This is a genomic window from Parabacteroides sp. PF5-9 (assembly GCF_029893105.1).
GTDB lineage: Bacteria > Bacteroidota > Bacteroidia > Bacteroidales > Tannerellaceae > JARXWG01.
Genome location: NZ_JARXWG010000014.1, coordinates 63495 through 78068, shown reverse-complemented (window position 1 = coordinate 78068; position 14574 = coordinate 63495). Strand labels below are relative to the sequence as shown.

Sequence of the window (14574 nt, the reverse complement as noted above, 5' to 3'; positions counted from 1 at the left end):
CGTAGTTCTATTTTATCATATCAAAACCCGTATAAGGAACTAACGCTTTCGGTATACGAATACCTTCCGGTGTCTGATTATTTTCCAATAAGGCTGCGACAATACGCGGTAAAGCAAGTGCACTACCGTTTAGTGTATGACACAACTGGGTTTTCTTACTATCATCACGGTAACGGCATTTTAAACGATTCGCTTGATAGCTTTCAAAATTAGATACGGAACTTACTTCCAGCCAACGTTGCTGAGCAACAGAATATACTTCAAAGTCAAATGTCAGAGCCGAAGTAAAACTCATATCTCCTCCACACAAACGAAGTATACGCCAGGGTAGTTCCAATTTATCTACCAGTGACTGCACATAATCTACCATCTCTTGTAAAGACTGATAAGAATGTTCCGGTTTATCAATACGGACAATTTCTACTTTATCAAACTGATGCAACCGGTTCAATCCACGTACATCTTTTCCATACGAACCGGCCTCACGACGGAAACAGGCTGAATAAGCCGTATTCTTAACCGGGAAATCAGATTCATTCAGGATAACATCCCGGTAAATATTGGTCACAGGTACTTCTGCCGTTGGTATCAGATACAAATTATCTTCGGTTGCATGATACATCTGACCCTCTTTGTCTGGCAACTGGCCTGTGCCATATCCTGAATCCGCATTGACCACATAGGGAGGTTGTACTTCCAGATAACCGGCTTCACGGGCATTATCCAGAAAGAAATTAATCAACGCACGCTGCAACCGGGCACCATAACCTTTATATACTGGGAAACCGGCACCGGTAATCTTTACGCCTAATTCAAAATCGATTAAATCATATTTCTTTGCTAATTCCCAATGGGGTAAAGCATCATCACCTAACTCAGGAATAACACCTCCTGTTTTTTCAATCACATTGTCTTCAGCTACTTTTCCTTCCGGTACAGAATCGTGCGGAAGATTAGGCATTTGCACCAATAACTCCTGCATACGATATTCGGCAGTAGATCTTGCATCCTCCAAAGTCTTGTTTTGTTCTTTGATTTTGGCTACTTGGACACGAGCGGCTTCAGCTTCTTCTTTCCGACCCTCTTTCATCAATAATCCGATCGATTTGGAAATCTTATTCAGTTCGGCCAAATTACCATCCAGTTCTGTCTGACTGTTTCGTCTGACTTTATCTAATTCGATGACTTCTTCTATCACTTCTTTCGCATCAAAATGCTTTTTAGCCAATCGGCGAATAACTTCTTCTTTATTCTCCGTTATTACCTTTAGTGTCAACATACAATCGGATCTAAATAATTATTGATTTTGTGGCACAAAGGTAGGGAAAAAGTTGGCTCAGCCAACTTTTTCAATGGACAATTGAAAATCATTTCACTCTTCCACCCGTGATCCACGCTCGGGTGAAATAAGGTTCACTCAGGCTACTGACCATCACACCTTTTGAAGTACTGGTATGGATAAAACGGCCGTTTTTAAGATAAATACCGACATGATTCGGGACTTTCTTCGAGCCTCCTCCTGTCCGGAAGAAAACCAGATCGCCCTCTTGCAGACGGGATCGGCTGACTCTTTTACAATCCTTTTTCAATATATCGGCAGAAGAGCGCGATAATTTTTTATGATAGATTTGTTGATACATTATAACCACAAAGCCGGAACAGTCGACTCCTTTCCGGGTATTCCCACCCATACGGTGAGGGGTTCCCAACCATTTGGCTCCTTCATTGTAGAGATAGATATTATCAGAGGGGGTTATTTTAATGCCATATAAACGAGATAATTCGTTAGGTCCTTTAAAATCTGCGGGTAAAACAACACGCTGTTTACTTCCACAAGCAGATAACAGACACAACACAACGAAGATATAAAGTAAATATCGAGTTTTCATCTATAATTCCCTTAGCTGTTTCTTCAACAAAGATAAAAGAGTTCTACAATATACTTCTTAACTTTTCCTATATTTACAGAATATAAACTGCGCCTCGGCATCATTCAAGTAAACTTGATATTGTATTCGGTTTGTATTATAGCTACAAAATAAACTCTTTAAATCGTTTTATTATGGAAGAAATTATGACTACAACAGAAAGTCCAACGTCTGCACCTGCTCCAACTTCAAAAGAGATCAGCTTAGGCGAATGGATAATTACCCTATTGCTTCTTTGTATTCCTTTTCTGAATTTCATTATGCTGTTCGTTTGGGCATTCGGAGGAGGAACAACAGCCACTAAAGCGAACTTCGCTAAAGCGGTTTTATTGTGGATGGTCATCGGAATAGTACTCTCAATGATGTTCTTATCCTCATTTATTGCTGCACTCGGAGGATTGGTCGGATTCTCTGATCTATTAGCGGTATAAAAAAAGAAGACATCTCAAAGTAGCCACCTACTTTTAGAACATCTTACGGAATACTAAAAAAGGCTATCCCAAATAGGATAGCCTTTTTTTATTTTTTCAGCAAATATTTATGCTTTCGCTTCTATAGAAACATAAGATCTGTCTTCTTTTCCTTTACGGAAAACAACCACACCATCAACCAGTGCATACAATGTATGATCTTTACCGATCCCTACATTCTGACCTGCATGATGTCTTGTTCCTCTCTGGCGTACAATGATATTTCCCGCTTTAGCGACTTCACCACCAAATAACTTCACGCCTAATCGTTTACTTTCCGATTCACGACCGTTCTTCGAACTACCTACACCTTTTTTATGTGCCATTTCTTTTTTCTCCTTTAAACGTTAAGCAATAATTTCTTTTACACTTACTTCGGTGAACTGTTGACGGTGACCGTTCAACTTACGATGTCCTTTTCTTCTCTTTTTGTGGAAGATCAACACCTTATCCCCTTTTACAAGCGGCGAAAGTACTTCACATACTACTTTTGCGCCTTCAACCGTAGGCAAACCTACTGTTACTGCTCCGTTATTGTCAACCAACAACACTTTTTCAAACTCAACAACAGCACCGCTTTCTGCGTTCTGAATGTGGTGAACAAATAATTTTTTTCCTTGTTCAGCCTTAAACTGTTGCCCGTTAATTTCTACGATTACGTACATCTGTCTTTACTATTTAAACAGGTTATGTCCCGGGGGTGGGTGTCGTCACCGACTCCTCTTATTGACCCTCTGCAGAATTTCAGTGTGCAAAATTACTGTTTCTGAATCTTTTGTGCAAACTTTCCTACAACTTTTTTACATCAAAAACCAAAAGGACCGAAGTCGGGCGTATCATCCATCAACTCCATCCCTTTAAAATAAAGAAAATCATTTCCTTCTTTTAGTATCTCCAACTCCGTGAATTCTGTTTTAAACCGGATTATCTGTTCCTTATCCTTAAAATAGATCAATGCATAATAATCATCCGACCCTTTATCGGCATAGAACCAAACACCTGTATAAGAATACTCCTTCAATAAGGAGGTCAATGAACGGCTTGCTGTCGATACCGACAACGAGCCCCTTAAATATTTCAATACTCCGGAATAAGGAGTTTGCAGATCCAACATTTCTGGAAATACAGGATTATGTTCCTTCCCTGTCGGTAGATAATGGGTAATTAACTCATCAGCCAACACACGTCCTCTGGATGAACCGGAAGGAAAAACAACCGAAACATATTTATTATCAATCACCGCTTGATACTGAAACGGAGACAAACAATTGATACACTCCAACGTATCGGCTCGTTGACACCTGAATACGTGGATAGAATAAATACCGTAGGCATCTTCCGCTGTCGGCATCTCATAAATATCGATCGTAAACGGTTCCTCATTGAAAACCACATCCCGGGTCACTAACGATGTCACGCCATACTCCAGAAACTGATCGGCTCCACCGTTCATAAAACCATACAGACCGGCACCCGTGAACGTGCGTTCGCGGGTAATGGACAATTGACAATAGACAATTGAGAATTGGGAAGAAAAGAGGGTGAATAAAAAACAGAAAACAAAGATTTTTTTCATAATCAACTGTTTAGATTTAGATCAATCAGTTCAATCTTATCCCGTTTTTCTATTCCTAACTGGAGTTCTTCAGCCATTTCCATAAAGGTACGAGATCCGGGACGCTCTTCGCGTTGGATTCCCTCTTCGATGCGTTTGGCTAAAACAATATCATATCCGATACGGTCGACAGCGACAGGGTCGGTACCAGCCAAAATGGTATTGTATCGACAGATAAACTGTGGATTAGCAGCCGGCCCACCATCAAAACAGCCATACAATCCATCGGCTATATTCAGTACCACCTTATCCCGCAGTGGAGGAAATGCACACGCATGGGCACAGGTATCATGCCATAGATCCTGATGCAAACGCCCGGTATTGGTGATTGCGCCGAATGCCAGGTTTTTCATACAGATGGTTACCGATGTTCCGGCATTCTTAACCACCGGTAAATTGATAATCTTAGTCACTTTTTCGGTACAAATCTTCGTGAAATAGGAATTCTTACCTCCGTTCACCATATAAGGCAATGTGTAAGCATCATATTCACCTTCTACATCGGCATAATAAAATTGCTCTTTATCAATCCACTCTTCACTGTAAAAACGCCCTTCCGGACTGATATAACTCTTATTCTCATCATAACATTCGGTCGACATAAACTGCACTCCGGGGTAGTTTGTCGCATTAAAATCCGCATCGTCCAATCCTTCCTGACGTCGGTCCCAAATAACAATCTTACTTCTTGAAATACCGGCTTCTTCCAATTGCCGAACCACCGATTTTGTGACAGCATGGGTAGTCGACAACAACCGACCTCCGATCGGGTTTACTTTCAAACCGATGATATCCTCCGGCCCGACAAATTGGCGCCACGCTTTTTTCAGATCCGTCTCACCCGTCAGGTGCAACAGGCATTGTTTGATCATTTCATACGCAACCGTTTCCGAAGGTTTACCATCGACGATACAATCGGGATTTGTCACTTTGACCACTTTACCCGGATATTTCCCCGGCATGGAATTGATCGTTCTGGGAATCGCTTTAGCGGTAGCGATATTGGTTTCCGGTTTTTTACGGGTCTGTGTAACGGTTGGTGCCGGAGCAGCTTTTACGACTGGCGAGAGTACTGCCCCTACTCCACTGGCTGCGATCGAACGGAAAAAATTGCGTCTTTTCATGATTTCGTTATTAGAGATTATAATGTTGGTGTAAATTTACAAGAAAAAAATAAGAAAAAAGAAGATGGAACTTCTATCTCCTCTCCTCCTTCTCCATATCCGCCCGGCTCTTACTTTGCGTCACCAGATAAACCCCGACAAAAACCAAAGCCGCCGATCCCAGTTTAAACAGACTAAAACTATCCTGTCCCACCAATATGGCAATAAACGAAGCTACAATAGGTTGAGCATAATTATACATACTCACGGTTGTCGGACGAATCCGCTTTAAGGACATCGGAATCAACAGATAAGGGATATATGTTGCAAAAAAAAGTACATAAAAGATAGCCCCCCATTCATTGAAATCAAAAACAGTCCGATGAAACGCCGGTGTCTCCAATACATAGTTATAAGTAAAAGGTATCAACATCAGTGTGGCAAACAGAAACATCCATTTCATAATCGTCACCGACGAATAACGCAACGTAATCGGTTTCGCCAATACCAAATAAACAGAATAGGACAACCCGCTGAATATCACCAACAGATCACCTTTCAGACTACTGGACATATTGCTTGCCTGGGTCGATTGCAAAATCAAAGTGATTGCCCCGGAAATACCCAATAATACCCCTAAAGCTTTCATGCGGGTGATCGGCTCCTTTAAAACAATCGCAGCCAGAATCATCACGAAAATAGGCACCCCGGTCGCTATAATAGATGCATCTACAGGTGAGGTGATCGATAATCCCCGGATAAACAACCCCTGATTAAGTGCAATTCCACAAAGTGCACAAATAAAAAGAATACCCAAATCACGCAAACTGATCTTCTCTTGTTTGACAAAAAGCGACGTCACCCAAAACATCACACAGGCAAATGCCATCCGCATAATGGTTAACGACTCAGGAGATACATGACTGGGTAAAAGGTATTTGGAAACCGGCATATTGATCGCAAAAAGAATATTTGCCATCAGAATAAGTGCGTGCCCTTTCAGCTTTTCGTTATTCATATCATTACTCAAAAGAGTTCATGCGGCAAAGGTACGCTTTTTGTCTTACAAAAAAATCGTTTCATAGCTATCAAACGATCATTCCACAATTGTCAAATGATCGTTCGATAATTATGGAATGATCGTTTGACAATTGTCGAATGAATTTCTGTTCACACCCAAAAACATAAACGAATGAGGAGAATAAAAATAAGCACAACACAAGAAATATAAACTTGTTGCCTTGAAGCTGCAATATGCTTTGTATATTTATACTGCATTCCCGTCAATACGGCCAGACCTCCCACAATAACCATTGTAGTCCACAGGTCAAGAAAAGAAGTATATCCGCTTACAGATAATAAAAAAGCACCCACGATCAGAACCAATCCCATAGCGACAAAAATAATACGTATAATTCTGATAATACCGGTAGAGCGGATCGCTTCACGATCCTCTTTTTTCATGGTGTTATACCCGGATAAGACCATCGGATATTTTTCGATCAAAAATCCACAAGCTATAAAAAACAAGCCTATTATGTATTCAACAATCGTTGTCATAAATAAACATTCTTTTATTATTTCATAAAAATAAGATGAACTATAAATCGCAAAAATAATGTAAATTTGTCCCGCATTTTAATAGGTATCCCACTTTACACAAAAAAATATTACTTGAGAACCGTACCGGAAGAGGGCTCCTCTTTTGGAACAAAGATATTGACATATATAACTTTAAGGATATGAGTACATCTTTATTTAAAAAAATCAGAATGAACACCAAACCAGCTTTGCTGTTTGTGTTAAGCCTTTCTTTATTTGCTTGCGGCAATAAAGAACAAAATACGGGAAATAATGTCAGAGAAATCGCAGTTATCTCTGTACAACCGTCCAGTACCGAACTAATCAGTTCTTATTCGGCCACAATCAAAGGCAAGCAAGACATTGAGATCCGACCCAAAGTGGCCGGGTTTATCACCGAATTGAAAGTCGATGAAGGTTCGGTTGTTCGTAAAGGACAAACCTTGTTTGTCATTGACCCGGTTCCTTATCAGGCGGCACTACAAGTGGCTGAAGCCAACGTGCAAGTGGCCGAAACGAGTGTACAAACCTCACAGTTGACCTTTAACAACAAACGTCAGCTACGGGAGCAGAACATCATCAGCGATTATGAATTGCAAATGGCAGAAAACGATCTGGCCACACGGAAAGCGCAATTGGCCCAGGCTAAAGCACAGCTTATCAATGCCCGGAACGATCTCTCCTATACCAACGTTGTCAGTCCATCTAATGGGATCGTCGGTACCATTCCTTATCGTATAGGAAGCCTGGTCAGTTCGGCTACGGCTGTTCCTTTGACTGTTGTTTCCGATATCTCCGAGATGTTTGTCTATTTCTCTATGACAGAGAAACAAATTCTCTCGTTGATTCGTGGAGGAGGCAATATGCAGGAGATACTGGACAAAATGCCTGAAGTGCAATTACAGTTAAGCGACGGTTCTATTTATGGTGAAAAAGGAAAAATTGAGACCTTGAGTGGTGTAATCGAACAGTCAACCGGTACGGCAACCATTCGCGCCACATTCCCCAATGCCAATAACATCCTCCGCAGCGGAGGTGCCGGTACGGTCTTATTACCCTACCGTGAAGAGCAGGCGATTCTGGTTCCTCAGACAGCTACTTATGAGATACAGGATAAGAAATTTGTCTATGTTTTATCGGAAGGATCGGTGGTTAAAAGCAGGGAAATCGAAATTTATCCATCCAATGACGGTAAAAGTTACATCGTAACAGCAGGCTTGAAAGCCGGCGATCAAATTGCTGTAGAAGGAATCTCTACTTTAAGAGATGGTACACCCATTAAGCCTATCAGCCCCGAAGAATCTGCCGCCAGAATAAAAGCGATGCAACAAGGTGCGCAACAGGGACAAAATAATTGATCTCAGGATAAAGAACATACATTATGAAATTAGATAGATTTATAAACCGTCCGGTATTATCTACGGTTATTTCCGTTATTATTGTTATTGTCGGTATCTTGGGATTAATTTCACTGCCGGTAGAACAATATCCAGACATTGCACCGCCTACGGTAATGGTATATACTTCGTATACCGGTGCAAATGCACAAACCGTACTCAATACGGTGATTGCCCCTATCGAAGAGCAACTGAACGGGGTAGAAAATATGTTATACATGTCATCGACCGCATCTAATACCGGTACGGCCATGATCAATGTATATTTTAAGCAAGGTACCGATCCCGATATGGCGGCGGTCAATGTGCAAAACCGCGTATCCAAGGCACAGGGTCTTTTACCAGCCGAGGTTACCCGCGTCGGGGTGATTACCCAGAAGCGACAAACCAGTATGCTGCAAGGGATCACGATCTTTAGTGACGGCCGTTACGATCAGACCTTCCTTCAGAACTATGCCAAAATCAATATCATGCCACTGATACAGCGTGTAAACGGTGTGGGTGATGCGATGGTCATGGGAGCTCGTGACTATACGATGCGTATCTGGTTGAAACCGGAGATTATGGCTCAATATATGTTGATGCCAAGTGATATCAGCGCAGCTTTGGCCGAACAAAATATCGAAGCTGCTCCGGGACAGTTCGGAGAAAACGGAGACCAGTCTTTTCAGTATGTGATTCGCTATAAAGGACGACTGGAAACTCCGGAAGAGTTTGAAGAGATCGTTATTCGTTCTACAGCTGATGGGAATATACTTCGCCTAAAAGATGTTGCCCGTATCGAATTAGGCGGTCAGTCTTATAGTGTCGAAAGTAATGCGAATGGCAAACCTGCCCTTACGTTCATGGTTTTCCAGATGGCTGGTTCAAACGCCACAGAAGTTATCAATGAGATCGATAAGGTATTGGAAGAGTCTGCCAAATCCTTCCCTCCGGGAATGTCTTATGAAGTATTGATGAGTGTCAATGACTTTTTATTTGCCTCTATTTATGAAGTAATAAAAACCTTGATCGAAGCTTTCCTATTGGTATTCCTGGTGGTTTATATTTTCTTGCAGGATATTCGTTCGACATTAATTCCGTCGATAGCTATTCCGGTAGCCCTATTGGGAACTTTTGCTGGTTTGACTATTCTGGGATTCAGTATAAATCTTTTAACCCTTTGTGCGTTGGTACTGGCCATTGCGATCGTTGTCGACGATGCGATCGTTGTCGTCGAGGCCGTCCATGCCAAACTGGATCAGGGGTATAAATCATCCAAACAGGCTTCAATTGATGCCATGGGTGAAATCGGTGGAGCGATTGTTTCCATTACGCTTGTGATGATGTCGGTATTTATCCCTGTCAGTTTTATGGGAGGTACTGCCGGTACATTCTATAAACAGTTCGGTTTGACTCTGGCTATTGCTATCGGTTTTTCTGCCGTGAATGCATTGACATTAAGTCCGGCCTTGTGTGCGATCTTCCTGAAACCGCATACGGATCATGAGGGTAAGAAAAAGAGTTTTGTCGATCGCTTCCATATCGCCTTTAATACATCCTATAACAAACTGCTCGAAAAATATAAAAAAGGAGTCATGTTTGTTATTCAACGTAAATGGATCGGTTTCGCATTGGTGATCGGTAGTGTTGTAGTATTAGGCCTGTTGATGAAGACAACACCTACCGGAATGGTTCCGAGTGAGGATACCGGAACGCTTATGGTGAATGTAACCATGCAACCGGGAACATCTTTGGAAGTCACGGATGCTACGATGAATCAAATAGATGGTATTATTGCTGCTAATCCTCATATTCAAAGTCGCAGTAAAATTTCCGGTTATGGAATGATCGGCGGACAGGGAACTTCTTACGGTTCGTTTATTTGCCGTTTGAAAGACTGGGATGAGCGTACCGAGAAAGGAAGTGATGTCAATGGGGTGATCGCCACATTAACAGCTCAACTCTCAACGATCAAAGATGCCCGCATCATGTTATTCACCCCTCCGATGATACCGGGTTATAGTATTTCCAGTGGTTTTGAATTGAACTTACAGGATAAAGTGGGTGGTAATCTCGATCAATTCTTCCAGGAAGCCCAAGGTTTCCTTGGAAAACTCAATCAGCGGCCGGAAATCCTCTATGCCCAAACCACGTTTAATCCGACATTCCCGCAGTATCAATTGGATATCGATGCTGCAAAATGTAAACGTGCAGGCATAAGTCCTACCGCAATATTATCTACCATGCAGGGGTATTACGGCGGGTTGTATGCGTCTAACTTCAACCGTTTCGGTAAATTATACCGCGTATATATTCAGGCAGAAGCACAATATCGTATCAATCCGGAGTCTTTACAGAATATATATATCCGCAACGGAAATGAAATGGCTCCGATTTCCGAATTTGTTACTCTTGAGAAGATTTACGGACCGGATAACATCACCCGTTTCAACATGTTTACCTCTATGTTGGTCAATGGTGCTGCTGCTCCGGGATACAGTTCGGGGGATGCAATCAACGCCATTAAAGAAGTGGCTGCCGAAACGCTTTCTTCCGACTATGGATACGAATTTTCAGGTATGACACGTGAAGAAGAGAGTTCAGGCGATATGACAATCATTATTTTTGCCTTATGTATCCTTTTCGTTTATCTGTTGCTTAGTGCACAGTACGAAAGTTATATACTTCCACTGGCGGTAATCTTGTCTATCCCCTTTGGGCTGGCCGGAACTTTTATCTTTGCCCGGATGATGGGTGTACAAAATGATATCTATCTGCAAATTGCGTTGATCATGTTGATCGGGTTATTGGCAAAAAATGCTATTTTGATTGTCGAATTTGCATTGGAACGTCGTCGTACAGGTATGGGAATATCCTGGTCGGCACTGCTTGGTGCAGCCGCCCGTCTGCGTCCTATCTTAATGACCTCTTTAGCCATGGTGATCGGATTGTTGCCATTGATGTTTGCAAACGGAGTAGGCGCCAATGGCTACCGTACATTAGGCTCGGGTGCTGTAGGAGGTATGTTGATTGGAATGTTGGGACAGATATTCATTGTGCCGGTATTGTTTGTTGTTTTCCAATATTTACAGGAAAAAATCAGTCCGCTGGAATGGGAAGATATGGACAACAGCGATATGGAAACGGAAATAGAACAATACGCTAAATCGTAAGTAAAAATGAAAAAGAAACTAATATATCTCGTGTGTACCACTGCTTTACTCAGTAGTTGCCACATTTATAAATCCTATGATCGTCCGGATGATATAGAGACCGCAGGAATGTATCGTGATCCTTATGCGGCGACCGATACATTTACTTCGGATACAACCAATATGGGTAATTTGCCGTGGCAGGAAGTCTTTCGTGATCCGCAACTACAGGCGTTAATTGAACACGCATTGGAGAATAACACCGATTTTCAGGCAGCGACATTAAGAGTAGAACAGGCACAAGCCATGTTACTGTCGACCCGCCTCTCCTACCTGCCTTCATTGAACCTGGCTCCTCAAGGGACATTAAGCAGTTTCGACGGCGGTTCGGTGAATAAAACGTATCAATTACCGGCTGTAGCCAGTTGGGAAATCGATCTTTTCGGACGTTTATTAAACTCCAACAGAAGCGCCAAAGCTTCCTTATTGCAAAGTGAAGCGTATCGTCAGGCGGTACGTTCACAATTAATTGCCAATGTAGCAAACACATATTACACGTTGTTGATGTTGGATCGTCAATTGGCAATAAGCGAAGAAACAGCCCGGATATGGAAAGAAAACGTCCGTGCGATGACCGCCATGAAAAATGCCGGTATGACCAATGAAGCGGCTGTTGCGCAAAGCCGGGCGAATAGTCATCAGGTAGAAGCTGCTTTGGCCGACCTTCGCCGACAAATCAGGGAAACAGAAAATGCACTCTCAGTCGTACTGGGAGAGGCTCCTCATTCCATTGCGCGCGGAGTATTGGAGAGACAGGTATTGCCTCAGGATCTGAATGCAGGTATTCCCGTACAGATGTTAGCCAATCGTCCCGATGTAAGAGTAGCCGAAATGCAACTGGCTGTCGCTTATTATGCCACGAATCAAGCCCGTTCGGCCTTTTATCCGCAACTGATACTGAACGGTTCTGCCGGATGGACAAACAGCGCCGGCGGAATGATTGTCAACCCAGGTAAGGTACTTCTATCGGCTGTAGGCTCTTTAACCCAACCGCTCTTTAATAAAGGGGCAAACATCGCCCGGTTAAAGGTTAGTAAAGCACAACAAGAGGAAGCCGCCCTTAATTTCCAACAAAGCATTTTAAATGCAGGGAAAGAAGTGAGTGATGCCTTATATCTATATGAGACAGCATCTGCCAAAATGGTTGAAAGAAGATCACAGGTAGAAGCAATGGAAAGTGCTGTGAATGCGACAAAGTCGCTTTTCACCCTCGGTAGTTCTTCGTATCTTGAGACGTTAACCGCTCAACAAGGACTATTATCAGCCCAACTGGCAGAAGTATCCGATACATTCCAACGTATGCAGGCTGTGGTAAGTCTTTATCGCGCCCTTGGTGGAGGAAGAGAATAATGAACCTTAAAATTTAATAATATGATCAGTCCATTAGCATATATCGATCCCAGTGCAGTCATCGGAGCCAACGTAACGGTTCATCCGTTTGCCTATATCGACAAAAATGTTGTGATCGGTAACGATTGTGAAATTATGCCCTATGCCAGTCTGATGAGTGGAACACGCATGGGAAACGGGAATAAAATATTCCAAAATGCGGTAATCGCTGCACTTCCTCAGGATTTTGCATTCAAAGGAGATGATACGCAGGTGGTTATTGGCGACAATAATGTGATCCGGGAAAATGTAGTCATCAACCGGGCTACATTCTCTACCGGCAGTACGGTGATCGGAAATGGCAACTTTCTGCATGAAGGTGTCCATATCTCCCACGATACAAAAGTGGGAAATAACTGTGTGATCGGATACGGAAGTAAGATTTCAGGCAACTGTGTGTTGGAAGATGCTGTGATATTCGGCGGAGGTATTCTGATGAGCCAGGGCAGTCGTGTCGGCACCTGGAGTATGATTCAGACCGGAAGTCGTTTCAACAAGGATATTCCTCCGTATATTGTTGCGGCCAGAGAACCGATCATCTATTACGGAGTAAATGCAAAAGTATTGATGCAGAATAATTTTACCGATAAATGCCTGAACCATATTGCCCACGCTTATCGTTTATTGTATCAAAGCAACAACAGTCTGGATGATAGTATTATCAAGATTAAGGATCAGGTACCGATGAGTGAAGAGATCGAAAATATCGTTCGATTCCTGGAAACGACAAAATTGGGTATTATCAGGTAACTCGGTTTATTTTAATAAATTAAGAAAACAGAAACGGGAGGATAATCTTTAAGATTTACCTCCCGTTTTTCTTTTTTTTGAATCTACACCCTTTTTCTACTTCATCCAATAGCGTTAAAAACAACATTCCGACCATTTTTTGGTAATATAATAAACAGTTTTCTGTTAGAGGTACGTCTAAATTTATTTAGAGGTAGGTGTAAATCAGTTTAGAGGTACCTCTAAAATAATTTAGACGTACCTCTAACAAAAAAGTATTCGTAATGGTACAAATAAATCGGTCGGTCATTTCTCTTTTTTTTGCGAATAAGACAGAAACACTATATTTGTTCGGTTAAAATGATTCAACAATGAAACGCATCATCGAAATATGTGCTAATTCTGCTCAAAGCTGTGTAGAGGCAGAAGCCGGCGGCGCCACAAGGGTAGAACTTTGTGCCGCTATACCCGAAGGAGGAACAACACCCAGTTATGGCGAAATCAAAACAGCACAGGCTTTAACCTCTTCGATCGATATCCATGTCATTATCCGCCCCCGTGGAGGCGATTTTTTATATTCCGAGGCAGAGATTCAATCGATGTTAATCGATATTGAACTATGTAAACAGTTAAAGGTACATGGTGTTGTTTTCGGATGTCTCACTCCCCAAGGCGATATTGATCTCACCTTATTAAACAAACTTATTGCGGCTGCAAAGCCTTTATCAATCACATTCCATAGAGCTTTTGACGTTTGCCGTGACCCGTTCGCCGCCCTGGAACAACTCATCGAAGCGGGATGCGACCGGATATTGACATCAGGACAACAGGCCACCGCAGAACAAGGTATCCCATTAATAGCCGAACTGGTCAAACAGGCTGGTGACCGGATTATCATCATGCCGGGAAGCGGAGTACGCGAAAACAATATCGCCCAAATCGAAACAGCAACAGGTGCAAAAGAGTTCCACACATCCGCACGAAGTATCGTACACAGCCAAATGAACTATCGGAATGAACAGGTACCAATGGGCAGTAGTGTCGTTACTTCTGAGTTCGAGAGGGTCGAAACGGATCGTCAAAAAGTGGCGGCTTACCTGCTTTGAAAGAATAAGATATTTGATTTGCATCAAAAACAGGTCAAAAAATTTGATTATAAATCAGATAA

At 42.2% G+C, this 14574-nt stretch carries 14 protein-coding genes; 6 read left to right on the top strand and 8 right to left on the bottom strand.

All coding sequences use genetic code 11. The features are described from left to right. Positions 1-7: 7 nt before the first annotated feature. Positions 8-1279, bottom strand: coding sequence for a serine--tRNA ligase (serS, locus tag M2135_RS09425; protein WP_280748248.1), 1272 nt, complete (start codon positions 1277-1279; stop codon positions 8-10). 88 nt (positions 1280-1367) lie between these two features. Then, positions 1368-1889: an NlpC/P60 family protein gene (locus M2135_RS09420; protein ID WP_280748247.1), complete on the bottom strand. Its 522-nt coding sequence runs from the start codon at positions 1887-1889 to the stop codon at positions 1368-1370. A 173-nt stretch (positions 1890-2062) separates the two neighbouring features. Between M2135_RS09420 and M2135_RS09415 the strand changes: the two genes are divergently transcribed. Further along, on the top strand, positions 2063-2359 hold the full coding sequence (locus M2135_RS09415) for a hypothetical protein (RefSeq protein WP_280748246.1): 297 nt from the start codon (positions 2063-2065) through the stop codon (positions 2357-2359). Positions 2360-2466: 107 nt separating this feature from the next. On the opposite strand, the gene rpmA is transcribed toward M2135_RS09415, so the two are convergent. The 6 genes from rpmA to M2135_RS09385 form a co-directional block, all read right to left on the bottom strand. Beyond that, on the bottom strand, positions 2467-2724 hold the full coding sequence (rpmA, locus tag M2135_RS09410; RefSeq protein WP_280748245.1) for a 50S ribosomal protein L27: 258 nt from the start codon (positions 2722-2724) through the stop codon (positions 2467-2469). Positions 2725-2745: 21 nt separating this feature from the next. Continuing rightward, entirely contained in the window at positions 2746-3063 is a 318-nt protein-coding gene (gene rplU / locus M2135_RS09405) for a 50S ribosomal protein L21 (protein WP_280748244.1), read from the bottom strand. A 140-nt stretch (positions 3064-3203) separates the two neighbouring features. Beyond that, positions 3204-3974, bottom strand: coding sequence for a DUF6599 family protein (locus M2135_RS09400; RefSeq protein ID WP_280748243.1), 771 nt, complete (start codon positions 3972-3974; stop codon positions 3204-3206). A gap of 2 nt (positions 3975-3976) precedes the next feature. Continuing rightward, positions 3977-5137 (bottom strand): DUF362 domain-containing protein, encoded by a 1161-nt coding sequence (locus M2135_RS09395; RefSeq protein ID WP_280748242.1) that lies wholly within the window; start codon positions 5135-5137, stop codon positions 3977-3979. A 73-nt stretch (positions 5138-5210) separates the two neighbouring features. Next, complete coding sequence (locus M2135_RS09390) at positions 5211-6134, bottom strand: DMT family transporter (RefSeq protein ID WP_280748241.1); 924 nt, start codon at positions 6132-6134, stop codon at positions 5211-5213. Between the two features lie 152 nt (positions 6135-6286). Beyond that, the gene (locus M2135_RS09385) at positions 6287-6676 is read right to left on the bottom strand and encodes a DUF3784 domain-containing protein (RefSeq protein WP_280748240.1); all 390 of its coding nucleotides are present in this window, start codon (positions 6674-6676) and stop codon (positions 6287-6289) included. Positions 6677-6888: 212 nt separating this feature from the next. Here M2135_RS09385 and M2135_RS09380 point away from each other — a divergent pair, with 212 nt between their 5' ends. The 5 genes from M2135_RS09380 (at position 6889) to M2135_RS09360 (ending at position 14512) form a co-directional block, all read left to right on the top strand. Beyond that, positions 6889-8055, top strand: a complete 1167-nt coding sequence (locus M2135_RS09380) for an efflux RND transporter periplasmic adaptor subunit (RefSeq protein WP_280748239.1) — start codon at positions 6889-6891, stop codon at positions 8053-8055. A 23-nt stretch (positions 8056-8078) separates the two neighbouring features. After that, positions 8079-11249: an efflux RND transporter permease subunit gene (locus M2135_RS09375; RefSeq protein WP_280748238.1), complete on the top strand. Its 3171-nt coding sequence runs from the start codon at positions 8079-8081 to the stop codon at positions 11247-11249. Positions 11250-11255: 6 nt separating this feature from the next. Then, the gene (locus M2135_RS09370) at positions 11256-12638 is read left to right on the top strand and encodes an efflux transporter outer membrane subunit (protein WP_280748236.1); all 1383 of its coding nucleotides are present in this window, start codon (positions 11256-11258) and stop codon (positions 12636-12638) included. A gap of 21 nt (positions 12639-12659) precedes the next feature. Next, complete coding sequence (gene lpxA / locus M2135_RS09365; protein ID WP_280748235.1) at positions 12660-13427, top strand: acyl-ACP--UDP-N-acetylglucosamine O-acyltransferase; 768 nt, start codon at positions 12660-12662, stop codon at positions 13425-13427. Between the two features lie 350 nt (positions 13428-13777). Then, positions 13778-14512, top strand: coding sequence for a copper homeostasis protein CutC (locus M2135_RS09360; protein WP_280748234.1), 735 nt, complete (start codon positions 13778-13780; stop codon positions 14510-14512). Positions 14513-14574 lie beyond the last annotated feature (62 nt).